24 protein-coding genes are annotated in these 23,870 nt (G+C 54.3%); 6 read left to right on the top strand and 18 right to left on the bottom strand.

The annotated features are described in order from the left end of the window. The 9 genes from atpF to FCN51_RS20145 form a co-directional block, all read right to left on the bottom strand. Positions 1 to 504 carry a F0F1 ATP synthase subunit B gene (gene atpF, locus FCN51_RS20185; RefSeq protein ID WP_003629562.1) on the bottom strand — a complete coding sequence of 168 codons (504 nt, stop codon included), beginning with the start codon at positions 502 to 504 and terminating at the stop codon, positions 1 to 3. 23 nt (positions 505 to 527) lie between these two features. Further along, positions 528 to 1,109, bottom strand: coding sequence for a F0F1 ATP synthase subunit B family protein (locus tag FCN51_RS20180; RefSeq protein ID WP_003624144.1), 582 nt, complete (start codon positions 1,107 to 1,109; stop codon positions 528 to 530). Positions 1,110 to 1,158: 49 nt separating this feature from the next. Continuing rightward, positions 1,159 to 1,383 carry an ATP synthase subunit C family protein gene (locus tag FCN51_RS20175; protein ID WP_003624142.1) on the bottom strand — a complete coding sequence of 75 codons (225 nt, stop codon included), beginning with the start codon at positions 1,381 to 1,383 and terminating at the stop codon, positions 1,159 to 1,161. A 55-nt stretch (positions 1,384 to 1,438) separates the two neighbouring features. Beyond that, the gene (locus FCN51_RS20170) at positions 1,439 to 2,188 is read right to left on the bottom strand and encodes a F0F1 ATP synthase subunit A (protein WP_003624139.1); all 750 of its coding nucleotides are present in this window, start codon (positions 2,186 to 2,188) and stop codon (positions 1,439 to 1,441) included. A 54-nt stretch (positions 2,189 to 2,242) separates the two neighbouring features. After that, positions 2,243 to 2,545, bottom strand: coding sequence for an AtpZ/AtpI family protein (locus FCN51_RS20165; protein WP_003624137.1), 303 nt, complete (start codon positions 2,543 to 2,545; stop codon positions 2,243 to 2,245). Positions 2,546 to 2,664: 119 nt separating this feature from the next. Continuing rightward, a complete protein-coding gene (gene ftsY, locus FCN51_RS20160; RefSeq protein ID WP_003624133.1) occupies positions 2,665 to 3,594 on the bottom strand; it encodes a signal recognition particle-docking protein FtsY in 930 nt (309 codons plus the stop codon). 1 nt (position 3,595) lies between these two features. Beyond that, positions 3,596 to 4,840: a tRNA (N(6)-L-threonylcarbamoyladenosine(37)-C(2))-methylthiotransferase MtaB gene (gene mtaB, locus FCN51_RS20155; RefSeq protein WP_160256692.1), complete on the bottom strand. Its 1,245-nt coding sequence runs from the start codon at positions 4,838 to 4,840 to the stop codon at positions 3,596 to 3,598. Further along, on the bottom strand, positions 4,837 to 5,649 hold the full coding sequence (gene dapF / locus FCN51_RS20150; protein ID WP_124296160.1) for a diaminopimelate epimerase: 813 nt from the start codon (positions 5,647 to 5,649) through the stop codon (positions 4,837 to 4,839). Before dapF ends, mtaB begins: the two co-directional genes overlap by 4 nt. A gap of 105 nt (positions 5,650 to 5,754) precedes the next feature. Next, positions 5,755 to 6,156, bottom strand: coding sequence for a VOC family protein (locus tag FCN51_RS20145; RefSeq protein WP_124306611.1), 402 nt, complete (start codon positions 6,154 to 6,156; stop codon positions 5,755 to 5,757). Positions 6,157 to 6,201: 45 nt separating this feature from the next. Here FCN51_RS20145 and FCN51_RS20140 point away from each other — a divergent pair, with 45 nt between their 5' ends. Together FCN51_RS20140 and FCN51_RS20135 are read left to right on the top strand one after the other, a co-directional pair. Next, the gene (locus FCN51_RS20140; protein ID WP_160256691.1) at positions 6,202 to 8,247 is read left to right on the top strand and encodes a hypothetical protein; all 2,046 of its coding nucleotides are present in this window, start codon (positions 6,202 to 6,204) and stop codon (positions 8,245 to 8,247) included. A gap of 121 nt (positions 8,248 to 8,368) precedes the next feature. Then, positions 8,369 to 10,126 carry a DEAD/DEAH box helicase gene (locus tag FCN51_RS20135; protein ID WP_160256690.1) on the top strand — a complete coding sequence of 586 codons (1,758 nt, stop codon included), beginning with the start codon at positions 8,369 to 8,371 and terminating at the stop codon, positions 10,124 to 10,126. Positions 10,127 to 10,187: 61 nt separating this feature from the next. Here the strand turns inward: FCN51_RS20135 and FCN51_RS20130 are convergent, their stop codons facing one another. Beyond that, complete coding sequence (locus FCN51_RS20130) at positions 10,188 to 10,748, bottom strand: hypothetical protein (protein WP_231862516.1); 561 nt, start codon at positions 10,746 to 10,748, stop codon at positions 10,188 to 10,190. Positions 10,749 to 10,932: 184 nt separating this feature from the next. Here FCN51_RS20130 and FCN51_RS20125 point away from each other — a divergent pair, with 184 nt between their 5' ends. After that, positions 10,933 to 12,525: a S10 family peptidase gene (locus tag FCN51_RS20125; RefSeq protein ID WP_160256689.1), complete on the top strand. Its 1,593-nt coding sequence runs from the start codon at positions 10,933 to 10,935 to the stop codon at positions 12,523 to 12,525. Positions 12,526 to 12,592: 67 nt separating this feature from the next. Here FCN51_RS20125 and rpsI read toward each other — a convergent pair whose 3' ends face one another. Next, a complete protein-coding gene (rpsI, locus tag FCN51_RS20120) occupies positions 12,593 to 13,081 on the bottom strand; it encodes a 30S ribosomal protein S9 (RefSeq protein WP_003624653.1) in 489 nt (162 codons plus the stop codon). Between the two features lie 5 nt (positions 13,082 to 13,086). Beyond that, positions 13,087 to 13,563 carry a 50S ribosomal protein L13 gene (gene rplM / locus FCN51_RS20115; RefSeq protein ID WP_006115057.1) on the bottom strand — a complete coding sequence of 159 codons (477 nt, stop codon included), beginning with the start codon at positions 13,561 to 13,563 and terminating at the stop codon, positions 13,087 to 13,089. Between the two features lie 206 nt (positions 13,564 to 13,769). On the opposite strand from rplM, the gene FCN51_RS20110 reads away from it, so the two are divergent. Beyond that, positions 13,770 to 15,101, top strand: a complete 1,332-nt coding sequence (locus tag FCN51_RS20110) for a hypothetical protein (RefSeq protein WP_160256688.1) — start codon at positions 13,770 to 13,772, stop codon at positions 15,099 to 15,101. Beyond that, complete coding sequence (locus FCN51_RS20105; RefSeq protein ID WP_201762552.1) at positions 15,101 to 15,973, top strand: SDR family oxidoreductase; 873 nt, start codon at positions 15,101 to 15,103, stop codon at positions 15,971 to 15,973. Before FCN51_RS20110 ends, FCN51_RS20105 begins: the two co-directional genes overlap by 1 nt. Before the next feature lie 27 nt (positions 15,974 to 16,000). On the opposite strand, the gene phoU is transcribed toward FCN51_RS20105, so the two are convergent. The 4 genes from phoU to pstC are packed head-to-tail and all read right to left on the bottom strand — an operon-like array spanning position 16,001 to position 19,423. Next, positions 16,001 to 16,717, bottom strand: coding sequence for a phosphate signaling complex protein PhoU (gene phoU / locus FCN51_RS20100; protein ID WP_003629542.1), 717 nt, complete (start codon positions 16,715 to 16,717; stop codon positions 16,001 to 16,003). Positions 16,718 to 16,734: 17 nt separating this feature from the next. Continuing rightward, positions 16,735 to 17,565, bottom strand: coding sequence for a phosphate ABC transporter ATP-binding protein PstB (gene pstB / locus FCN51_RS20095; RefSeq protein ID WP_003624643.1), 831 nt, complete (start codon positions 17,563 to 17,565; stop codon positions 16,735 to 16,737). Further along, on the bottom strand, positions 17,562 to 18,437 hold the full coding sequence (gene pstA, locus FCN51_RS20090) for a phosphate ABC transporter permease PstA (protein WP_014457530.1): 876 nt from the start codon (positions 18,435 to 18,437) through the stop codon (positions 17,562 to 17,564). The genes pstB and pstA overlap by 4 nt, the downstream gene beginning before the upstream one ends. A 2-nt stretch (positions 18,438 to 18,439) precedes the next feature. Next, complete coding sequence (gene pstC / locus FCN51_RS20085; RefSeq protein WP_014457531.1) at positions 18,440 to 19,423, bottom strand: phosphate ABC transporter permease subunit PstC; 984 nt, start codon at positions 19,421 to 19,423, stop codon at positions 18,440 to 18,442. 264 nt (positions 19,424 to 19,687) lie between these two features. Between pstC and ilvD the strand changes: the two genes are divergently transcribed. Continuing rightward, a complete protein-coding gene (ilvD, locus tag FCN51_RS20080; RefSeq protein ID WP_035365815.1) occupies positions 19,688 to 21,556 on the top strand; it encodes a dihydroxy-acid dehydratase in 1,869 nt (622 codons plus the stop codon). Positions 21,557 to 21,680: 124 nt separating this feature from the next. On the opposite strand, the gene FCN51_RS20075 is transcribed toward ilvD, so the two are convergent. Together FCN51_RS20075 and FCN51_RS20070 are read right to left on the bottom strand one after the other, a co-directional pair. Next, positions 21,681 to 22,385, bottom strand: coding sequence for a hypothetical protein (locus tag FCN51_RS20075; RefSeq protein ID WP_160256687.1), 705 nt, complete (start codon positions 22,383 to 22,385; stop codon positions 21,681 to 21,683). 465 nt (positions 22,386 to 22,850) lie between these two features. Continuing rightward, positions 22,851 to 23,846: a quinone oxidoreductase family protein gene (locus FCN51_RS20070; RefSeq protein ID WP_160256686.1), complete on the bottom strand. Its 996-nt coding sequence runs from the start codon at positions 23,844 to 23,846 to the stop codon at positions 22,851 to 22,853. Positions 23,847 to 23,870 lie beyond the last annotated feature (24 nt).

The raw sequence follows: 23,870 nt of genomic DNA, 5'->3' as shown, positions 1-23,870 counted from the left end.
TCAGGCTGCCTTGCGCGCAAGAGCGGCAGGCAAACCAGCCAGCGCCTGATCAACAAGCCCTGCAGCTTTCTGTTCATCAAGCGTCTGAGGAATAACACCGTTGGCAGCCTGTACGGCCACATCAATTGCCAACTGGCGCACTTCTTTAACAGCAGCGCGTTCTACAGCAGCAATACGATCACGCGCCATTTGCTCATGACGCTGCACAGCGGCTTCTGCCTCTGCGCGTGCTTTCTGGGCCATTTCAGCGGCTTGCTGATGCGCCTGCTCTACATAAGACTTAGCTTCTGCCAGTGCCTGCTCACGATCACGTGTGGCATCTTCTAGCATCTGCTCAGCTTCTCTTCTCAAGCGGGCAGCTTCATCCAGTTCTTCACGGATACGGTTGGCGCGGCTATCCAGAACGGTGGTAATAGGTAGCCAAATCTTTTTGCCAACCAGCACAAAGAACAAAACGAACGAAACAGCGACCCAGAAACCCGCTTCGTGAAAAATGCCAGACATGACGAAAATTCCCCCGGAGCTGGTCAGATAGTGCTGTGCGCCGAAGCGCTTTCAACCTTCTGGGCAACAAGCTGAGCATCAGGCACAATACCTGTCAGACGCTGAACCAGAGCCTGCGTGGTATCACCTGCAATTTCTTTAAGCGCGCTCAATGCACGCGTTTTTTCCTCAGCCACGCGTTTTTCGGCATCAGCAATTTCTGCTGTTACCCGCGCATTAATTTCCTGCATCTGCTGTTCGGCAGCTTTATGTTCTTCTGCCAGAACCTGATCAAGATGCGCCTGAGCTTCTGCCATGGCATCTTTACGGGCCTGCTGAAGTTCAGCAACAGCTTTATCGGCGTCTTGCTTAGCCGCGCGTGCAATTTCCAGATCCCCGGAAATACGCTTGCTGCGGTCTTCCAGCACCCGGGTAATACCGGGCAGCATGGCTTTGCTGAGCACCATATAAAAGACGAAGAAAATTACCGCGCCCCACATAACCTGACCGGTTACAAGGGGGTTGGCAAAATCTAGCTGAGGCATTCCCGTGGCATATGCACCAGGCGCGGAAACGGCCAGAAGAGACACACCGGAAACCGTTGCCAACAGGCCGGCACGAAGCATCTTCTTAATCACACCCACAGGAATGTTCTCCTCTTTCCTGAAAGCTTTCTCAGACGAACAGGATCAGGAACGCGATCAGCAGCGCGAACAGAGCGATAGCTTCTGTCAGAGCAAAGCCGAGCATACCCAGACCGAACACATGCGGGCGGGAAGCCGGGTTGCGCGCAATGCTGCTTACCAGCGTGGAGAAGATGTTGCCGAGGCCGATACCAACGCCGGCAAGGGCGATCACGGCGATACCTGCACCGATTTCCCGGGCTGCAGCGATGTCCATATCAGTCACTTCCTTGTTTCAAGTACAGTTCAAACGAAACGGGCAAAGCAGCTCCTCAGTGAGCCACGGCCTCCCGCAGGTAGATGCACGTCAGAATGGCAAACACATAGGCCTGCAACACACCAACAAGCAACTCAAGAGCCATCAGTGCCACGTTAATGGCAATCGGCCCAACCGCAAACACGTCACCCACCACACCAAAACCGGCGAGCATGATAACAAAGCTTGCGAAAATATCGAACATGACATGCCCGGCAACCATGTTGGCGAACAGTCGGATGGAGAGGCTGACAGGACGCGAAAGAAAAGAAAGAATTTCAATCGGGATCAGCAGCGGAGCCAGAAACGGGCTAGCGCCTTCCGGCATGAAGTGCGCAAAGAAACGCAGCCCCTGCACCTTAAGGGAGACAATAACCGTAAGCACAAACACCATCATGGCAAGCGCAAAGGTTACGGCAATATGGCTGGTAAACGTAAAGGAAAACGGCAGCAAACCAATATAGTTACCGGCCAGAATAAAGAAGAACAGCGTGAAGATGAACGGGAAGAAAGCCGTGCCTTCTGGCCCGATCGTATCAACCGCCATGTTATGAATAAATTCGTAACAAACTTCTGCCGCTGCCTGCAAACGACCGGGAACAACTGCCGCTGGGCGCATACCAAAATATAGGAATGCCAGAACCAGACACACTGCCACAATCATGTACAGAGGGGATTGGCTGAAACGCAATGCTTCGCCCAGCCCACCAAGAACGGGATGAAGCTCAAACTGTTCAAGTACGTTGATGCTGGAACCGCCCGCCACAACCGCTCTCCTAAAACCCTTTACCGCATCCGAATCGTATCGGATTACAGCTTCTTACTTGCCGTCTATCGACTTGACCAGCCGCCAAACATTCAGCACGCCAGCACCTCCGCCCATCAGCGCGAAGATAACGAGAAAAACTGCCCGGGTTTTCAGCCAGTGATCTAGCTCCCACCCAATTGCAACGCCCACTATCAGTGCTGAAAGCATTTCTGCCCCAGCTCTAAGCGCCAGCCCAGGAAGAGATTGCTCTACAGCATCTTCTTTCTCGGCTGAATCTTCCTTTTTCTCTAGGCCAGAGCGACGTTCTGCCGCCTTTAGCCGAGCATCGAAGGAATCGTCACCGTTCTTACTCATTCTTCGCCCCTTCAGAGGGGTGCAGGCGCTTGCTAACGGGGCTGTCATATCCTGTCAAGAAACCATGATGGATAGATGCATCAAAATCTGTCTTTTCCACCATAATTCTCCACAAAAAATCAGACTGTGTCAGCCACACCCACTAAACCGCGTGCATAATCCACTGCGGAGAAAGGTCGCAGATCTTCTGCCTGTTCACCCACACCCACGGCATGCACGGGCAGCCCAAACTGATCAGCCAGCGCCACCACAATGCCCCCACGGGCAGAACCATCCAATTTTGTCACCACCAGACCGGTCACATTCACAAGTTCGCGAAACACCCGCACCTGCTCCACAGCATTCTGGCCAGTTGTGGCATCCAACACCAACAACACGGAGTGTGGTGCCGTTTCATCGAACTTACGCATGACGCGGATAATCTTGGCAAGTTCTTCCATCAGCGCACTTTTATTGTGCAGGCGGCCGGCCGTATCTACAAACAGCAGATCAGCACCTTCTGCCTTGCCACGCTTGAGTGCTTCAAAGGCCAAACCGGCTGCATCTGCACCGGGGGGGCCAGCAATAACCGGGCAACCGGTTCTTTCGCCCCAAATCTGCAATTGCTCCACGGCTGCGGCGCGGAAGGTATCGCCCGCCACCATCATCACCTTCTTACCTTCCTCGGTAAAAAAGCGGGCCATTTTGCCAATAGTGGTTGTTTTACCCACGCCATTCACACCCACCACCAACACAACATGCGGTTTGTGTGCGGGATCAGGCTCAAAAGGTTTGGCAACAGGTTCCAGAATGGTGGCAATTTCGTCCGCCAAGGTGTTGCGAATTTCTTCGTCCGTCACCTCAGTGCCAAAACGGGAGGATCGGAAGGATTCGATAATACGCTCTGCAACAGCCGGCCCCATATCTGCTGTAATCAGCAGATCTTCCAGCTCTTCCAGTGCTTCGTCATCTAGCTTGCGCTTGGTGAAAATGCCCGTAATGCCTCCACCCAGCTTTTGGGTAGAACGTGACAATCCCTGCTTGAGACGAGAGAAAAAACCAAGCGCCATCTTAGATCCTTTCCACCACCAGCCCTGCACTTTCGGCCATTGTGGGCTGAAGGGTTATAATTCCCCCCACTTCGGCTTCACCTTGCGCAAGCCGCACCGGCGCAAACTGCTCACTATGGCCGGTGGTTGGGGTTTCCATCAGCACGCGTAGGGGCTGACCTACAAGACTTTCATAATATCGGGCAGCAGAGGCTGCACCCACTTCGCGCAACTGCGCAGCACGCGCCTTGCGCTCGGGCACAGGCACTGCACGCATACGCGCAGCAGGCGTTCCTGGCCGCTCACTATACGGAAACACATGCAGATACGGCAGCGCCTGCTGGGCAAGAAAACTGCGGGTTTCTTCAAACAGCGATTCGTCTTCTGTTGGAAAGCCCGCAATAACATCAGCGCCAATGCCAATATCTGGCCGCAGTTTTCGTGCACGTTCTACAACCCGCGCAGCATCTGCCACCAAATGCCGCCGCTTCATGCGCTTGAGAATCAGGTCAGACCCTGCCTGCAAGGAAAGATGCAGATAAGGCATAAAACGTGGCTCTTCTGCCAGAAGCTGCCAGATATCCTCATCAATCTCGACCGGATCTACCGAAGAAAGGCGCATGCGCTCCAGTTCTGGCACCAGGCGCAACACGCGGCGGCAAAGCTGACCAAGCACTGGCTTGCCGGGTAGGTCTTCCCCCCAAGATGTCATATCCACCCCGGTTAGCACCACTTCCCGATACCCGGACTGCACCAAAGCACGCACCTGCTCCACCACAGCCCCCACGGGGACAGACCGAGATGGCCCGCGCCCAAAAGGAATAATGCAGAACGTGCACCGATGATTGCACCCCTGCTGAACCTGCACAAAGGCCCGTGTGCGACCTGCAAATTCCGTCACCAGATGCGCGGCTGTTTCCTTGGCTGCCATAATATCGGACACAGCAAGCGGCTCAGACAAGGCCGAAGCAGACCAACTCTCGGCCTTCAGTTTTTCCTCATTCCCCAGCACACGGGCTACGCCGGGCAGATCGCTCCAACTTTCTGGGTTAATCTGGGCTGCACATCCAGTGACCACAATGCGGGCATCCGGATTTTCACGATGCGCGCGCCGAATAGCCTGCCGCGCCTGCCGCTCTGCTTCTCCCGTAACGGCACAGGTATTCACGATAATTACATTATCCAGTGAAGCTGCGTGGTTACGCATCACTTCACTTTCCCATGTGTTCAGACGGCAGCCAAATGTGAGAATTTCTGGCTTGCTCATTCTGGGTACGCGGCCAAATCAACCGTCCCCTCAAAAGCTGTTGTTGCAGAACCTGTCATGAGCACATGATTATTGGCTGCCCATTCAATCCGCAAAATGCCACCATCCAGTTCTACTTCACACACACGGCCGATCAAACCGCGCCGTGCTGCATTTACCACTGCGGCACATGCGCCAGAACCACAGGCTTCTGTTACACCGGCACCACGTTCATGCACCTTGAGCCGCATCCGTGCTGGCCCATCAATACGTGCAAACCCGATATTGGCGCGTTCGGGAAAAAGCGGATCGTGCTCCAGCGCATGCCCTTGGGAAAGGCGCACAAAATCTTCCACAAAAAACGTTGCGTGCGGGTTCCCCATAGATGCCGCAGCAGGGTCACCCTCTAATGGCAGATGCAGGGTATCCATTTCCGCCGCCAAAGGCACATCCTGCCAGTTCAGGCGGGGTTCACCCATATCTACCGTAATCAGACCGTTTTCTTCTATCCGCGCAGGCAGGCGTCCAGCGCGCGTTTGCAGCACAGGCGTTCTGTTTCCTGTTTCCCGCCAGATCAAATCGGCCACACAGCGCGAAGCATTTCCGCACGCACCGGCCTCTGATCCATCAGGATTGAAAAAACGCACAAAAACATCTGCCCCCTCCGCACAGGCCGGGCGCAGCGTCACCAACTGGTCACACCCAATACCACGGCGCCTATGCGCCAAAGCGGCTATACGGGCTGGCGTAAGGGACAAATGCCCATTGCGCTCGTCCAGAATGACGAAATCATTCCCCAGACCATGCATTTTACGGAAAGATGTCAGCATGCCGTGGCTTATACGCCACTTTAAGCGCTGATGCCATGAGAGAAAGCAGCCAGCAGGCCCGGAAATCGGTCTTTTCCGCGCTCTACTGGCATAATTGTAACGTGCTTACAGGAAGCGCCCCGGAGCACCACGCTGCAATACTTCAATTTTATAACCATCCGGATCGGTCAGAAAAAAGAACTGCCCTACCACTTGGCCTTTATTTTCCAGCGTTTTAACCGGCGTAACCGGATGCCCAGCTGCTTCCATACGATCATGTTCTGCCTGCACATCCGCAACAGACACAGCGAGATGGCCGTAACCTTCCCCTAGATCATAAGGTTCTGTCCGCCCGTGGTTGATTGTGAGTTCAAGCTCAAAAGTCTGCTCATCATTAGCCAGATACACCAATGTAAAACTCTCAAATTCAAACCGGCCGACAGGCTTGATGCCGAGCGTATCTGCATAAAAATGCGTGGAACGTGCCTCGTTCAACACCCGCAACATGCTGTGGATCATTTTGGCCATAAAAACATTCCTTTACCAAACAGAGCATAATAAAAACCAACGCCTGTGCTTAACGCACATCTTTTTTCCCTGAAATTATTTTTTAAGGAGAGAGCTCTTTACGGCAAGCCAAGGAAAATGGTTCACATTCATATAAGAACCACTTCAACAATATTTGAAAAGCGAATGCGCATCTTCCGCCAGTTTTCCTGCCGCATGGCACATCATATTAAAACAGGCCTATGCATGGGCACTGTACTGGCCTCTGGCGGAATGGCCATCAACTACGCCTATGCGGCAGCGGATGATGCGGCCTCGCTTGATGCGTTGGAACAGCAGATTGCGCGCATTCAAACCGAACAGCGCGAATTGCAAAAAGCACTTGTAAGCGTGCAAAAACAGATTGCCCAGCGCCGCGGCACTGTACACGCCAGTAATGGCAGCTCCACTACAGCACGGGCTGTTTCTGGCAGCCACCATGCCGTTGCCAGTTCTGGCTCTGGTGTTACCGTTGCCATGCAGGATGGTACAATCGCCAGCACAGCCTCCACAGATCCGGGTATTAGCGCACCAGCCTCCACACGCTCTATGCGTCATGCTCTTGGCCCAGATGCCCAACCTGTATTTTCTGGCAAAAATGATACGCCCGAAGTGGAATCCGTTGTTGGCCACCGTGCAGAAGACATGATTGCCCGTATTGCGGACAACCAGGTGGGCGCGCACCAGCGTGAAACAGCTGGCGCACAGGCCGCCGGTGCGCTGGGTGATCATGGCGTGTTCCACCTTGGCCCACTTACCCTTATTTTGGGTGGCTTTCTGGATGCAGCGGCGGTGGAATCAAACCGCCATACATCCACTGGCACCTTCAACTATTGGGCAGACATGCCTTACAAGGGTGATGCGCGTTACCATACCGATAACTTTGAAGGCAGCGCACGTTACAGCCGTATTTCCCTTATGGCCCGCGGCAACGTGGATAAAAACTCCACCATTTCCGGTTTTTATGAAATGGACTTCGGGGCGGGCGCTTCCACAACAGATCCGTATGAAAGTAACAGTTACACCTTCCGTATGCGCCAACTTTATATGGCCTACGATAACAGTGCTCTGAACTTTCACTTTCTGGCCGGGCAAGCATGGAGCATGCTGACACCTGGCCGCGTGGGTATTATTCCTCGTCAGGAAAATCTGCCCCTCACCATCGAATCCTCCATGCTGGCAGGCCAGACATGGGCGCGGCAGCTACAATTCCGCTTTGTAAAAGACTTCTTCCAGCACAGACTGTGGGCAGGTCTTTCCATCGAAAACTCGGCCACTCTTTATAATGTTGATAGCTTTTCGAGCGTGACAGACGGGCAGGTACGCCTGCCAAACGGACGGATTGCAACTGTAGGGTATGACGGCACGGGCCTGACAAACGATGCCCTCTTCCCCAACGAAATTGCCCCAGACATTATTGGTAAGCTGGCATGGGACCCCCACTGGGGGCACTACGAAGTTGAGGGGATTCTGCACTTTCCGCATACCCGCGTTTCCGAACTTGGTGGCGGACGTAACCATACTGCCATTGCTGGCGGTGGTGGTGGCTCTGTTGTGCTTCCCGTTCTGCCGCACAAGGTGGAAGTGCGGCTTGCAGGCTTGGCTGGGGTAGGCATTGGCCGTTACGGGTCTGTGTTGCTGCCAGATGCCACGCTTAATTCCAAAGGTGAGCCCTCACCCATTCCATCCATACAAGGCACGGCTGGCGTTATTGCCCACCCCAACCCGCTTATCGATGTGTATGGTTACTTTGGATATCAACAGGCAGGCCGTCGCTACTTTGATGCCAATGGCTCGGCCTATGGGTATGGTAACCCATCGTTTGATAACAGCGGCTGTAATGTTGAAATGGCCACAGAACTTTCCACTCTTGGCTGCACGGGCAATACCCGCAGCGTCATGGAAGCAACCGTTGGCGCGTGGTATCGTTTCTTCAAGGGCCATTACGGCACTGTGGAAGCCGGTTTGCAGCTTGCGTATTCCCGCCGCAAAGCCTGGGAAGGGCTGGGTGGCGCCCCAAGTGCAGGTATGAGCCAGGTTTTTATGGATTTCCGCTATCTTCCTTTCCAGTAAAAGCGCATAATTCCTGTGCTATAAAATCATGCAGTACAGGGTTCTGCCGTCAAACTACTAGCTTTTCCGGGCAGGAACCTTTATCTCGCATTTCTATTCCCGTTGCCCGGATCCGGATTGTATGCCTTTTCAGAATGCTCCTGCCCCTCTCGCTCGTGCTCTTGCTGCACGTGGCTTTACTGCTCCTACCGCTGTTCAGGCCGCCGTTCTGGCCGATGATGCCAAAAATCGCGACCTGCTGGTTTCAGCCCGCACCGGATCTGGCAAAACTGTTGCTTTCGGCCTGACACTGGCTGACCTGCTGCTGAATGATGCAGGCCGCTGCGTGCCGTCTGGCGCACCTATCGCTCTGGTTATTGCCCCCACGCGTGAACTTGCCTTGCAGGTGCGTAGTGAGCTGGAATGGCTGTATGCCGAAACCGGTGCACGCATTGTTTCCTGCGTTGGTGGCATGGAACCCCGCAAGGAAGCCCGGGCCCTTGCCTCTGGCTGCCACATTGTTGTGGGCACCCCTGGCCGCCTGTGTGACCATCTGCGCCGCGGTGCGCTTGATCTTTCACACCTGAAAGCCGTGGTGCTGGATGAAGCAGATGAAATGCTTGATCTGGGCTTCCGTGATGAGCTGGAAACCCTGCTGGACGCCATGCCCAAAGAGCGGCGCACCCTGCTGTTTTCCGCAACCATTGCACGCGATATTGCAGCCCTTGCACGCCGCTATCAGCAGGATGCCCTACGCATTGATACGGTAGGGACAAATACCCCCCACGCCGATATTACCTACCGCGCTGTTCTGACAGAACAAGGCGATATGGCTGGCACGGTTGTAAACGTGCTGCGCCTGATGGAATCCTCCGCTGCCATCGTTTTCTGCCATACGCGTGAAGCTGTGCGCCAGTTGCAGGCAATTCTGACAGAACGCGGTTTTTCCTCCGTCGCCATTTCAGGTGATCTGGGGCAGAACGAACGTAGCCGCGCCATAGAAAGCCTGCGCCACGGCCAAGCCCGCGTGTGCGTAGCAACAGACGTAGCCGCCCGCGGGATTGATATTCCGGATCTGGGGCTGGTTATCCATGCCAGCCTGCCCTCCAACCCAGCTACCTTGCTGCATCGTTCCGGCCGTACAGGCCGTGCAGGCAAAAAAGGTACCTGTGTGTTGCTAGTGCCCCCCGCACGCAGAAGGTTGGCAGAACGCCTGCTTCAAGCTGCCAAGGTCACCGCAGAATGGAGTGGTGCCCCTACCCCGGCTGCCATTGCCACAGCCGATGCCGAGCGCCTTTTGGGTGCTCCATTCCTTTCTGCTCCGGCACCAGAAGATGCAGAAACACAAACGCTGATCGGTCGCCTTGTTGCTGAACACACGCCAGAACAGCTGGCTGCAGCACTTGTTGGCTTGTGGCATAAAAGCCTGCCTGCGCCTGTTTCTGTACGCGTCATCACTCCAGATGCTCGTCGTGCCCCGCGGGAACGTGATCCAAACCGCCCTGTGCGCGAAAGAGAACGTACACCTGCGATGGATGGTAAATGGTTCCGCCTTTCTGTTGGCCGTGAAGATCGTGCAGACCCCAAATGGCTGGTGCCCATGCTGTGCCGCTTGGGGAACATTAAAAAGCAGGACATCGGCTCTATCCGTATTACGCAGGACCACACACTGGTTGAAATTTCTCCCGATAAAGCCGAGCAGTTTGCGTCTTGCGCCTCTGCCACGGACCCGGATGAAATTACAGTGGAACCAGCAGCAGCACCCCGCAAAGGTGGCGGTGGTGGTGGCGGACCTCGCCCCGCTTATGCTGATCGGAAACCCAAAGGTGGCCGTTCTTTTGCGCCTCGTCGGGAAGGCCCTAGCAAAAACGGTTCTTCCCGCAAGCGTAAATCAAAATAAACTTTACACTCATCAACCCATCAGGCCGCTTTCAAGCGGCCTGATGCAGTTTGAGCCAACCTTACAAAGGTGGCAGAGTGGTTGCATCGCGCAGGTCTGAAGAAACCCGGTCTTTCTGGGCTTTCCAAGCCTTACGCGTATTTTCCCCCGCATTATTCCAACGGTCTGTAACGTTCTTTTCTGCGTTGGTTACACGATCACGCTGCGCCTGCAGCCTTTCACGTGCTTCCTCACCACTGTTATTCCAGCGATCCCGGACGTTCTTTTCCGCATTAGTAACACGGTCTCGCTGTGCCTGCAGTTTCTCACGTGCTTCCTCACCGCTATTGTTCCAGCGGTCACGCACGTTCTTTTCTGCATTGGTAACACGATCGCGCTGCGCCTGTAGCTGTTCACGCGTTGCTTCAGTGCTGTTGTTCCAACTATTGCGCACCTGATCTCGTGCAGCCTGCCCGCTATTTCTAAAACCAGATGTCAGATTATTGGCATCATTGCGCACGCTATCACGTGTTGCATTCAGTTGGTCCTGTGCGTCCTGCTGCAGGCAACCCGTCAGAGACAGGCACGGATCAGCATGTGCCAAAGATGCCGTGCCAGCCAACGCTGCCACAGATAAACTCATCACCGCAAATTTCTGAATAAACCTCATAATAACCTATTCTTTCTTCAATTCTGTCCACACGAAGTGGAGCGTTGATGAATTTTTAGACATGTAATTCTGGCAAAAAATAGTCCACCCCGGCCCTTGCGAGAACACGATTGCAGACGCAGCATAGCGACAAGTATTTTCGATAAACCCAAGGACCATGCGTATCGTGATGAAACCTGTTTTCTACCCGGCAAAATGGCCAAGTTTTAGCAAGCTAAAGCTTGCTTGCTCTTTAGCTGTTGCCCTTAGCCTATCCACCACAGCCATAGCCGCAACCGAGCCATCACCACCGCCAGCCAAGCCCACACCACCGGTAACAGGCTCAGCTCCGGCACAAACGCAAACAGATACATTTCACAATGAAGCAGCCCTGCTGCCTCAGGATGCCATCACGCATCACACCGGCATTTTTGATAAGCGCAAAATCTCCTACACAGCCCATACCGGTACCCTGACCTTACGGGATGATGAAGGGGCTCCTACTGCACGTGTTTTTTACGTTGCCTATACGCAGGATGGTGTAGATCCGGCTCATCGGCCTGTTGCCTATTTCTTTAACGGTGGCCCCGGTGCAGGCACGGCTTACCTACATTTGGGCGCGGCTGGCCCTTCTGTTCTCTCTTTCCCTAATGGTAACCCGGCAGATGGTGCCAATGCACAGCTCACACCCAACACGGAAAGCTGGCTGGCTGCAGCGGATCTGGTGTTTATAGATGCACCGGGCGCTGGCTGGTCTATCCCTACAGATGCCAAAAAAGCCGCTAAGGCATTTTACGGCGTCAAACAGGATGCACACGCATTTGCAAAAGCTATCCAGCTTTGGGCCCAAAGCAATAACCGGCAAATTTCTCCACGTTATCTTGTAGGTGAAAGCTACGGTGGCCTCCGCGCCATTGAAGTGGCCGATGCCCTCGCGCAGGATCAAAATATTCTGGTAAATGGGATCATCATGATCTCCCCAGCACTGGATATGACATTGCTGGATACGGCCAATGATATTCTGGCAACCAGTTTTGTCCTGCCCTCTCTGGAAGCATCCCAGCTTGCACTGCAACATAAACTGACACCAGAAAACGCTGCCGGTCATTTGGATAGCGCATACCATTACGCCATTGGCCCATACCTCAGCACGCTGGCCAATGCGCCACTTGCCGGAAATGCCGCGCAGGATTTTTACGAAGACGTTGCCACACATTCAGGCATTCCGCTTGAGACTGTGGCAAAAGAGCGCGGCATGCTGCAGCCAGAGGCCCACGATGTGCGCAGCCGTAATGGGCGCCTTTATTCCCTTTACGATGGCACGTTTTCCATTGCAGACCCATTCCCCGAAGGTGTGGAAAATGGTGCCAGCCCGGACCCCATTCTGGATGGCTTTACCCGCGCCTATGGCAGCGCATTTGAACAGTATGCTGCAACAAGCCTGAACTTCCGCACACCGCTAAGCTATTCTCTTTTGAATATGAAGGTAAATGAGGCGTGGGATTATCGGGATGGTGGCAGCCCTATTGTCCGCCCCATTCCGACACTTCGCCGGCTTTTGGCATTGAACCCAACCCTGCGGGTTTTTATTGCCAATGGGTATTATGATCTGGTTTGCCCCTTTGCCTCATCCCGCTGGGTAGCTGAGCATATTCCGGTAGGCAGAAACCGCATTGCCCTGCACACCTACCCCGGCGGGCATATGCTTTACATCCGTGCAGACAGCCGCGCAGCCCTTGCGCAGGATGCCAAAACATTCATGACACCATAAAAAAAACGGGTGGGGAATTTCTTCCCCACCCGTTTTTGCCAAACGGTAAACCGTTTTTCCCGACAGATCAGCGCTTGCTGAACTGGAAGGAACGACGAGCCTTGGCGCGACCGTATTTCTTACGTTCAACCTTACGAGAGTCACGCGTAAGGAAGCCAGCAGCCTTAAGGATGCTGCGCAGTTCTGGTTCGTAATGTGTCAGCGCGCGGCTGATACCATGACGAACAGCACCTGCCTGACCAGACAGACCACCACCTGTTACGGTGCAAACCACATCGAACTGGTTGTAGCGGTCAGACACAAGGAAAGGCTGGGTCAGCAGCATGCGCAGCACGGGGCGCGCAAAGTAGGTGCCAACCGGGCGACCGTTAACGGTGATTTCACCCTTGCCAGGCTTGATCCACACGCGAGCAACTGCGTCTTTACGACGGCCGGTTGCATAGGAGCGGCCCTGAGCGTCACGCTTGGCTTCATAAACCGGGGCGTCAGAAGCAATTTCTGGAACCACGGTCTTCAGATCGGCCAGCGTGCCTGTACGTTCCTGAGTTTCAGACATTCTGCTCAGCCCTTCTGCACGTTAACAACGTTCTTGCGGTTCATGGCCGCAACATCAAGCTGCTGGGGGTTCTGGCCAGCATGCGGGTGTTCTGCACCAGCATAAACATGCAGGCTGCGCATCTGCTGACGCTGCAGCGGACCGCGTGTGATCATGCGTTCCACAGCTTTTTCAACCAGCTGACCCGGATTCTTGCCTTCAAGGCGCTGCTTTACAGTGCGTTCCTTGATGCCGCCGGGGTAACCGGTGTGATAGTGGAAGAGCTTCTGATCAGCCTTGCGGCCTGTCAGGGCAACTTTTTCCGCGTTGATGACAACAACGTGGTCACCGCAATCAACATGCGGAGTAAACTGAGGCTTATGCTTGCCGCGCAGGCGCTGGGCAATGATGACGGCGAGACGACCTAGAGCGAGACCTTCGGCATCGATCAGGATCCAGTTCTTCGTCACCTCCGCGGGCTTCAGCGAGAGGGTGGTCTTCATGACACTGATTCCATACTAGAACAGTTGTGTATCCAAGATGGCGCCTTATGCGGTGCCCGAAACAAAACGTCAAGCACTGTTTGCGTTGATGTCTGTATTTTCAGGGGGTTTTCTATAGGTAATATGTTACCGCATCGGCGCTTGCAGCCCCATCCGCCATGCACTAAAGCTGGTTTTGTGTCCCGAAACAGTAGGATTTCCAACGGGTGAAGAAGAACGTTCTGGTCATGATTTCCGGCATTGCCATTCTAGGTGGCATTGGTTGGCTTGGTGCACGCCATGCCGAACATCTTATGCTGGACAAAAGCATAGAGCGTTTTAGGCAAACATTGGGGCCTGATGCTTCTTTTACATATAAGAAAGCCACACCCGGCGTTCTGGGGCGCAGTGTAAAATTTACCAGCCTTGTGTTCCGCCAGGGGCCAGAAACCATAACTGCAGATGAAGCCGAGGTTTCCAAACCCGTTACCAAAGGCTCCGAGTCCCCGCTTATTGAGCACCTTTCCTTCCGCAACTTTCAGATGGCAGATACGGCGGGTAGCCTGCATCTGGCAAAACTGGCCATGGAAGGCGTGGCACTGCCTGTAAAGGAAGATGTACACACACCAGCACATACGCTTTCCATCCAGCATGCAGAGGCCACAAAGCTGCATGGGTTTATTGATAGCCTGCAATCCGACATTGCTGCCGATACCGTTACGGTTGATGACTTTGGAGAAAGCATGGCCTCACACCTTGAGGCCACAAAGCTGCAATTTTCTGCGGATGTGCCCCCTGCCCGCCATGTTTCTGCTGACCATGTTGGCATTGATGGGCTGGATCTGGCTGGATTGTACAATAGTCTTACAACCGGCGCAGCTTATACCGGCCGCAATGGCACCCGTGACATCCAGATTGATCGCCTTGCCATTGATGGTGACAGCCCTCTTCTGCGCGCTGTGAAAATTCTTTCTCATTCCAGCAAGTCTGAGACCGCTGAGCAGGAGGTTTCCAGCGTGCAGGATGCAGAACTCTGGCCCAGCTTACCGAATCTCGGATGGTTGCCCACCTTGGGTTATGATCGCCTACGTGCCTCTCTGGTTCTCAACGATACGCACGATCTGAAAACAGACAAACTGCATATTGAAGAACTGAGTGTAGATGCCGCCCAGATGGGCCGCCTGCACTTGGATGGCGATTTTGCGCAGGCAGGTTCCCACGCTGTTGTAGCCGCAAATGCAGACATGCAGGTTTTACACATGCACATGAACTATATGGATCATGGGCTTGTGCCGAAAATACTGGATCAGGCTGCCAAGGCACGCAACATGAACCTGCAGGATATGCTGTCCGGATGGCAGGAACAGACCAAGCAGGGCAACAACCCGATTCTGGCCCAGGCACTTACCTATGCCCTGCACCCTGAAAAAGGCCCGCTGGATATCTATATTCAGCCGCAGCGCCCTCTCCCTCTCATGACAGTTCTGGCTTCTTTGGGAGCTGTAGGTGTGGCGCCACAAATTGCACAGCAGGTCGGCCTTTCCCTGCATACGCCGTAATGTTGCCCCTTCATACGCTACAGCCTATGGCAGACCCTGTTCATGTTATTGGGGCATCAGGCCGTTCTGGGCGAGCTGTGTGTCAGGCTTTACTGGCACAGGGTGTTCCCGTTGTTCCGATTGTGCGTAACGCCAGCCGGGCAACCGGGTTAGAAAATATCCGTATTGCCGATCTAACAGCCCCGACGGAGCTGATAAAACCTGTATTGGCAGATGCCACGCGCATTGTTTGCACAGCGCACGCACGTAATATCCCAGCCTTGCTGGCTGCTGCGCCGGCCTCTGCCAAACTGGTATGTCTCGGCAGTACGCGTAAATTCACACACTGGCCCGATGCTCACGGCAATGGTGTTCTGTTAGGTGAAAAAGCCCTGCTGGCCTCCGGGCGGGATGGCATTATTTTACACCCCACCATGATTTATGGTGCTCAAGGTGAAAATAATGTGCAGCGCCTGGCAGCACTCCTGCGCTTTTTGCCCGTTATTCCTTTGCCCAATAGCGGAACAGCTTTGGTGCAGCCTATCTGGCAGGGAGATGTGACCGCCAGTATTCTGGCTGCACTTGCACAAACATGGCATGGCCCACGCAGCCTTGTGATTGCCGGGAAAAACGCCGTAACCTACAAACAGTTTGTAACTTTGGTGGAACAGGCTAGCGGATTACGCCCGCGTCCCTTTGTTTCATTACCTGCCAAATTGCTTATGGCATGTGCCCGTATAACTTCTCGGGTTCCGGGACTACCTGAAATCGGGCCAGACGAAATCCGCCGCCTGCTTGAAAACAAGAACTTCGATATTGCACCGATGCAGAATTTGTTAGGCGTGCAGCCCATAGATCTGCAGGAAGGATTGGCACGCACCTTTACGGGCTAATACGTGCCAACCTTTAGTTCTACACAATCAAGAATCTTTATGAGCGTCTTTTCTAGCTGCACCGCCGCGTGGGCGCACTGCTGGCAGCATGTTGCCGGTTACAGCGTAGTAAACACGCTCTGCAATATTGGTGGCGTGGTCACCAATGCGTTCCAGATTTTTTGCAACAAACAGAAGATGGATACACGGGCCAATCTTGCGCGGGTCTTCCATCATATACGTCACCAGTTCGCGGAACATGGCCGTATATAGCTCATCTACAGCCGTATCCGCATTCCACACTTCCATGGCACGGGTGCTGTCATTTTCCACCATGGCCTCAATAGCTTTGTGCAGGTTTTCCTGCACAAGGCGCGCCATGGCCCGTAACGGGCTAAAGGAAAATGCACCATCCAGCGGCTCCACCTTCATGGCGCGGCGGGCAATGCTGGAGGCGTAATCACCAATGCGTTCCAGATCACCGCTCATTTTCAGAACGGCAACAATCATGCGCAAATCCACCGCCATTGGCGCGCGCAGAGCCAGAATGCGGATCGCCAGCATTTCTGCTTCACGTTCCAGCGCATCCACCTCTGTATCCAGTTCGGGTGGTTCAATCGCGGCTTCTTCGTCCTGATCCACCACTGCGGCAATGGCCTGCGCTGTCTGGCGTTCCACCAAACCACCCATGCGGGCAACAATTCCACGCAGCCGATCAAGTTCCTGATCGTATCGGGTAACGGTATGTGCGGGTTCGTTTCCCATAACGTGTTCCTTTCTGCTCACCCAAAGCGGCCGGTAATATAATCCTGCGTTTGCTGCTCACGCGGGGTTGTGAACATGCGTGCCGTGCTGTCCACTTCAATCAGCTTGCCCATATAGAAAAATGCCACCTGATCCGCACATCGCGCAGCCTGCTGCATGTTGTGCGTTACAATAGCAATGGTGAACTCGGTTTTCAGTTCATCCAGAAGTTCTTCAATACGGGCAGTGGAAACTGGATCCAACGCACTTGTAGGTTCATCCAGCAGAATAACTTCAGGCCGTACAGCAATTGTGCGCGCAATGCACAAGCGCTGCTGCTGGCCGCCAGACATGGCCGTAGCAGAACTGCTGAGCCTGTCCTGCACCTCAGACCACAAAGCCACGCGCCGCAGGGCATCTTCTACCCGTCCATCCATTTCTGAACGGGAAACACGCTCATGCAGCCGAATACCAAAAGCAATATTATCGTAAATGGACATAGGGAATGGTGTAGGTTTCTGAAACACCATGCCAATGCGTGAACGCAGCACGTTCAGGTCCACCCCGGCGGCCAGAATATTCTGGCCATCGAATATGACCTCACCCGTGGCTTTCTGGCCCGGATACAGGTCATACATCCGGTTTAACACACGCAGCAGGGTGGATTTACCGCACCCTGATGGACCGATCATGCCCGTTACGCTGCGTTCGGGAAAATTAAGGGAAATATCGTGCAGCGCATGTGACTTGCCGTAATAGAAATTCAGATCCCGCACCTGCAAAGCAATCGGGCGGGCATCTTTTTCTGTCTCAGCAACAGTCACTGTCTGCTCTGCGGCAACGGTTTCCGTTTGGACCTCTACGCTCATGTCCGTCCTCCACGGGTTCCTACCCGCACCACAATATTAATGACCAATACACCAAGTGTAACCAGCAGCGCGCCTGTCCAGGCCTGCTGCATCCAATCCTGATAAGCGGAACCTGCATACTGGTAGATAGCTACGGGCAGGCTGGCCATGGGCCTGTTCATATCAACAGACCACTCGGAGTTCCCCAGTGATGTAAACAGCAGCGGCGCTGTTTCACCTGCCACACGTGCCACAGCCAACAGAACACCTGTAAGAATGCCCCCGCGCGCTGCACGCAGGCAGATAAACAGGATAACCCGCCACTTTGGCGCCCCTAGCGCAATACCAGCCTCACGCATGGCAACGGGTACCAAGTAAAGCATGTCTTCTGTTGTGCGCACCACAATAGGCATAGCCAGAATGGCAAGGGCCAAAGACCCCGCATAGCCAGAGAAATGCCCCAGCGGTGCCACCAGCACCATATAGATAAACAGACCGATCAGAATGGATGGGGCAGAAAGCAGCATGTCAGACACAAAGCGTACTGTGCGCGCCAGCACGTTGTTTGCTCCGTATTCTGCCAGATAAATACCTGTTAGCAGCCCAGCCGGTGTGCCCAGCAAAATGGCCAGCCCGGTTTGCAGAAGGCTGCCCATAATGGCGTTTGCCAGCCCGCCATTCTGGCCGGGTGCCGCCATGGAATGCGTAAACAGGTTAATGCTCAGCCCAGCCAACCCGTTTTTAACCAGTGTCCACAAAATGGACCCCAGAACACACACAACAATCAGCATGGCCAGCCAGCTCAGGCCGGTTGCCATTCTGTCGGTGATTTTTCTGCGCAACAGAAGCGAAGCAGAACGATCGGACCGAAGGAGAGAACGTGACGTAGCCATTCTTAACCTCCCGCAGCTTTTTGCCCACGGGCCAGAAGCCAGCGAGAGAACCAGAGTGTCAGGAACGAAATTGCCATCAGAATAGCCCCAAGCGCCATGAGAGATGCCAACTTCAGGCTACCTGCCGCACTTTCAGGGAATTCCAGAGCGATAAGAGAAGCAATGGTGTTAGCCGGTGCGAAAAGCGACCAACCAATATGGTTGCTATCCCCAATCACAAAGGTCACTGCCATTGTTTCGCCCATGGCGCGGCCCATGCCCAGCACAACCGCGCCAATCACGCCTTGCCGAGACCACGGCAACACTACATTGCGCATAACTTCCCACCGCGTAGCGCCCAAGCCGTAAGCACTTTCACGCAATACCGTTGGCATGGAAACAAACACGTCCCGCATAACGGCGGTAATGGAAGGCGTAATCATGATTGCCAGAATAAGGCTGGCAGTGAACAAGCCTGTGCCGAATGGTGCGCCAGCTACAAGTGCGGAAAGCCCGGGCACGTGCCCAAACAGATGCCGGGCCGTAGGCTGCACATAATGGGCAACCAATGGCACCACCACAAAAAAGCCCCACATCCCGAAGATAATGGAAGGCACAGCAGCCAGAAGCTGCACAGCCATGCCAATAAAAGCTGCCGCAGCCGGAGGGGCAAGGGCTGCAAGCCAGAATGCGGTACCAAAAGCCAACGGCACCGCCACAACAAGTGCCATCGCACTGCTGACAATGGTGCCAAAAACGGGTGCCGCTGCCCCAAAATGCTGGGTAACAGGGTTCCACACCGCAGATATAAGGAATTCAGGGCCAAAAACAGCAAAGGCTTTCCAGCCCCCTACTGCCATCACACCAATAATGGCCCCCAGCACCACCAGAACACCAATACCGGTTGCCATCACCAGCATCCTGAAGAAAGGATCTGCTGTGCGAACACCTCCGGCTGGATGGTTCTTTTTTGTTGCGGGCAGGGGCTGCCTTGCGGAAATTTCCATCTGCTCTCCGTTCCGAACGTCCGCCGGATGCGAGGAGGAATACTGAACGCCTCCGTCTCCTGCAACATAATCCCCGCAAGAAAGCTGGGTAAAAGCAGATTTGTCACAAAACTGTAGCAGGAAAAACCACTATCCGCCCTTAGGCCGCAATCCCGGCCTGACAGAAGTTTCTTTGTAGTCTAATGTGCAGCCCCCATATATCTGGCGGACGCCAGATTGCTCCGGAACCACACAGCAGACAGAAACCAGAGAGAAGACCCCACCATGGCCGGTTACAGATCCCGCACCACCACACACGGGCGCAACATGGCAGGCGCTCGCAGCCTGTGGCGCGCCACCGGGATGAAAGACTCCGATTTTGGCAAACCCATTATTGCGGTTGCCAACTCCTTTACCCAGTTTGTGCCCGGCCATGTGCATCTTAAGGATATGGGCCAGCTTGTGTGCCAATCCATTGCCGAAGCTGGCGGAATTGGCCGTGAATTCAACACCATTGCGGTGGATGATGGCATTGCCATGGGCCACGGCGGCATGTTGTACAGCCTGCCCTCGCGCGAGCTGATTGCCGATGCCGTGGAATATATGGTGAACGCACATTGTGCGGATGCGCTGGTTTGCATCAGCAACTGCGATAAAATTACGCCGGGCATGCTTATGGCCGCCATGCGGCTGAATATCCCCACCATTTTTGTTTCCGGCGGCCCGATGGAAGCCGGACGCGTAACACTGGCGGATATTGAACAGCGGGCAGACCTTGTAACTTCCATGGTTTCTGCGGCCAACCCGAATGTGAGCGATGCCGATTCGCTTGCCATTGAACGTTCGGCTTGCCCTACCTGTGGTTCCTGCTCCGGCATGTTCACCGCCAACTCCATGAACTGCCTGACAGAAGCTCTGGGCCTTTCCCTGCCCGGCAATGGCAGCCTTGTAGCCACACATTCCGCACGCCGTGGCCTGTTTGTAGAAGCCGGGCAGCGTATTGTGGATATGGCCCGCCGTTATTATGAGCAGGAAGATGCCTCTGTGCTGCCACGCAGCATTGCCACTATGGATGCCTTTGAAAATGCGATGTCAGTTGATATCGCCATGGGTGGTTCCACCAACACTGTGCTGCATCTTCTGGCCTCTGCGCATGAAGGCAACGTGCCCTTTACCATGAAGGACATTGATCGCCTTTCACGCAAGGTGCCGCATCTGTGTAAGGTTTCCCCTTCCCGCCCGGATGTGCATATGGAAGATGTGCACCGCGCGGGTGGCATTCCGGCCATTATGGGTGAGTTAGATCGGCTAGGCCTGTTACACCGCGATGTGCCGATGGTGCATTCTGCCAACCTGCCCGAAGCCTTGAAAAAATGGGACATTCGCGCACCGGGTGCTGAAACCAACACCACAGCGCGAGACTTCTTCCGTGCCTCTCCGGGCGGGGTGCGCACTACGGAAGCGTTCTCTCAGTCCAGCCAATATCATGAACTGGATATGGATACGGAAAACGGCGCTATCCGTAGCGGGGCACATGCCTATAATCAGGATGGCGGTTTGGCTGTTCTATACGGCAATCTGGCCGAAGATGGTGCCATTGTTAAAACAGCAGGTGTTGCCGCTGGTTTGGAAACATTTTCTGGTCCGGCCCGTATTTTTGAAAGCCAGGATGCCGCAGTTTCCGCCATTCTGGGCGACAAAATCAAACCCGGTGATGTGGTGCTGATCCGCTATGAAGGCCCCAAAGGCGGCCCCGGCATGCAGGAAATGCTCTACCCCACCAGCTATCTGAAATCCAAAGGATTGGCTGAAAAATGCGCCCTGATTACGGATGGTCGTTTTTCAGGCGGTAGTTCTGGCCTTTCCATTGGCCATATCTCCCCCGAAGCCGCCGAAGGTGGCGTGATCGGCTTGGTTGAGGAAGGTGATATTATTGAAATTGATATCCCCAACCGTAAACTGGCAGTTGCTGTGCCAGAAAGCGAACTGTCTGACCGCCGCGCCCGTATGGATGATCTGGGGGATCAGGCATGGCAGCCTAAGCGTGACCGCGTGGTTTCCAACGCGCTGAAGGCCTATGCGGCCCTCACCACCAGTGCTGCCCGTGGTGCCGTAAGAGATGTTAGCCAGCTTACGCGACGGACGCCCCGTTAAGACGGGCTCCTCAACATATCAAATAACAAAAAGCCCCGGTGGATATTTTCCACCGGGGCTTTTTATTGCGTTTTAACCGTGCCGAATATCACCCCTAAAAGATGATATCCAAGCAGCTAAAATCTTACTGACCAGCTACTGGAGGCGCTTCAAGCGGAGCTGCCGGAGGAGCTGCCTGTGTTGCCGGAGCAGGTGTGGCGGCTACGCTATCACCCGCCGGAACAGCAAGCTGCTGCCCATTAGCAGGCGGCTGTGGCACGTTTTCATTGGTGATAACGTAGGAGATGGATTCCGCACGCGTAATATCCACCACATCGCCAATTTTCAGGGTCGCCAGAAAATCCTGCATGGCCTGGGTACGCAGAACAGCAACATGCAACGCGCCGTCGTCCGTAACAAAGGAAGCCGTGTGGGTATTCAGGTCAATCGCCTTAATGGTGCCACGTTCACGGTTGAAAGCTGCAATCACACCGCGTGGATGACCATGCGCATAACCACGTGCTGTTGTAAGCGTGGATTCGGGCAGCGGGCTATCAGGCGGCGCCATCTGTGCGCCCAGTGTTTCTACAAACCGAATCTTGAGGTGATCACCCTCATGCAGGTGCGGCAGGTCACGCACAGCGCTACCGTATTCAACGGTGATCAGATGCCCATTGCCTTCACGCAGCAGCACTTCACGCGCATCACGGTCCACTGTTTCAACCACAGCGGTTGCGGTCTGGTTTTTCAGAAGCACGGAAGCCTGAGCATGAGCTGCGGAAGGAGCAGCAGCCAAGCCAGCTACAGCGAGCGTGCACACGGCCACTGAACCTGTGACCAAAGAAGACATACGGGAAACGAGAGGATGCAACGCTCTTAATCCTTTCCAACATCAGTCTGATGCAGCCATGCGCCAGACACTGGGTTATTTTAATGCCCGTGATACAATGGTTTCACCATAACACAAGCCATGACGCCATGTTATGGGGTCTGACAACGACGCGATCAGAAAACAGAAAGCCCGTCTGGCGGACCAGACGGGCTTTGCTGCATGAAATCTGCAAGAAGCAAATTTTATGCGCAGGACTTCTTCTTACGCAGGAAATACACCACTGTTGCAATCAGTCCGGCAACCAGAAGGCCACGCACACACGGAGATTTCGGGCACTTAACCGCACACTTGGACATGTTCTGTTATCCTTGATCTATTCCACCCGTTACAATCAGGCAGATAAGTTATCCTACCCTATACGGGCCTGCACGTCATGCCATTGAAACGCATGTTGGCATATGTTCATGACAGCTGCGCAAAAAGCTAAACTGTTAGAATCGTGCTGCCAGTTGTGCGGCTCGATTCCAGCGCCCTATGCGCTTGTTCGGCTTCTTTTAGCAAAAAGCGTTGACCAATTTCTGGCTTCAACACCCCCTGCTCTACCATTGCAAACAGTTCCTGCGCACTGGCCTCCAGTTCCTTGCGATCTGCAATATATGTCGTCAGAGAAGGACGTGTCAGATACAAGCTCCCATGTGCACTTAAAGTTCCTACGGATACACCCGTAACCGGCCCGGATGCATTTCCATAACTGACCATAAGCCCACGTGGGGCAAGGCAGTTCAGGCTGGTTTCAAAAGTATCTCGCCCAATGCTGTCATACACAACGGGCACCATTTTCCCGTCAGTCAGATCTCTTATCCGAGCAGGTAAATCTGATGTTCCAATAACAACATCCGTAGCCCCGCAAGCCTTGGCAATAGCTGCTTTTTCCTCTGTAGATGTCACACCTATTACACGCGCGCCCAAACGCCGTGCCCACTGGCAGATAAGCTGCCCGACCCCTCCGGCCGGGGCGTAAACCAGAATATCCTGCCCCGCACGCACATGGTACACTTGGCGCAATAACATATGGGCTGTAAGGCCCCGTAAAGTGACAGCAGCCGCAATATCAAATGGAATAGTATCAGGCAGCACCACCAGCCTATCTGCTGCAATGGTGCGATAACGGGCATAAGCCCCCAAAACTCCTGCGTAGGCAACCCGCATACCCGGCTGAAGATGCTGCACACCTTCGCCCACTTTTTCCACCACGCCCGCTCCCTCGTTTCCGGGAATGGCTGGCAAAGCGGGAAACGGATACAGGCCAGAGCGAAAATAGGTATCTATAAAATTAACGCCTATGGCTTCCTGCCGCAGGAGTACTTCCCCTTTTTGAGGCTGGGGAACAGGAAGAGTTTCAACACATAATACATCCGGTGGGCCTGTATGATGCACACGCACAACTGTGTTGAGATCGCTTGCCATTTCTTGCCTCATTTTCTGCTGTCCGCTGCATAGCCC

Source organism: Acetobacter pasteurianus (assembly GCF_009914215.2).
GTDB lineage: Bacteria > Pseudomonadota > Alphaproteobacteria > Acetobacterales > Acetobacteraceae > Acetobacter > Acetobacter pasteurianus.
Note: the sequence above shows the minus strand (reverse complement) of the source record. Positions and strands in the feature narration are given on the sequence as shown.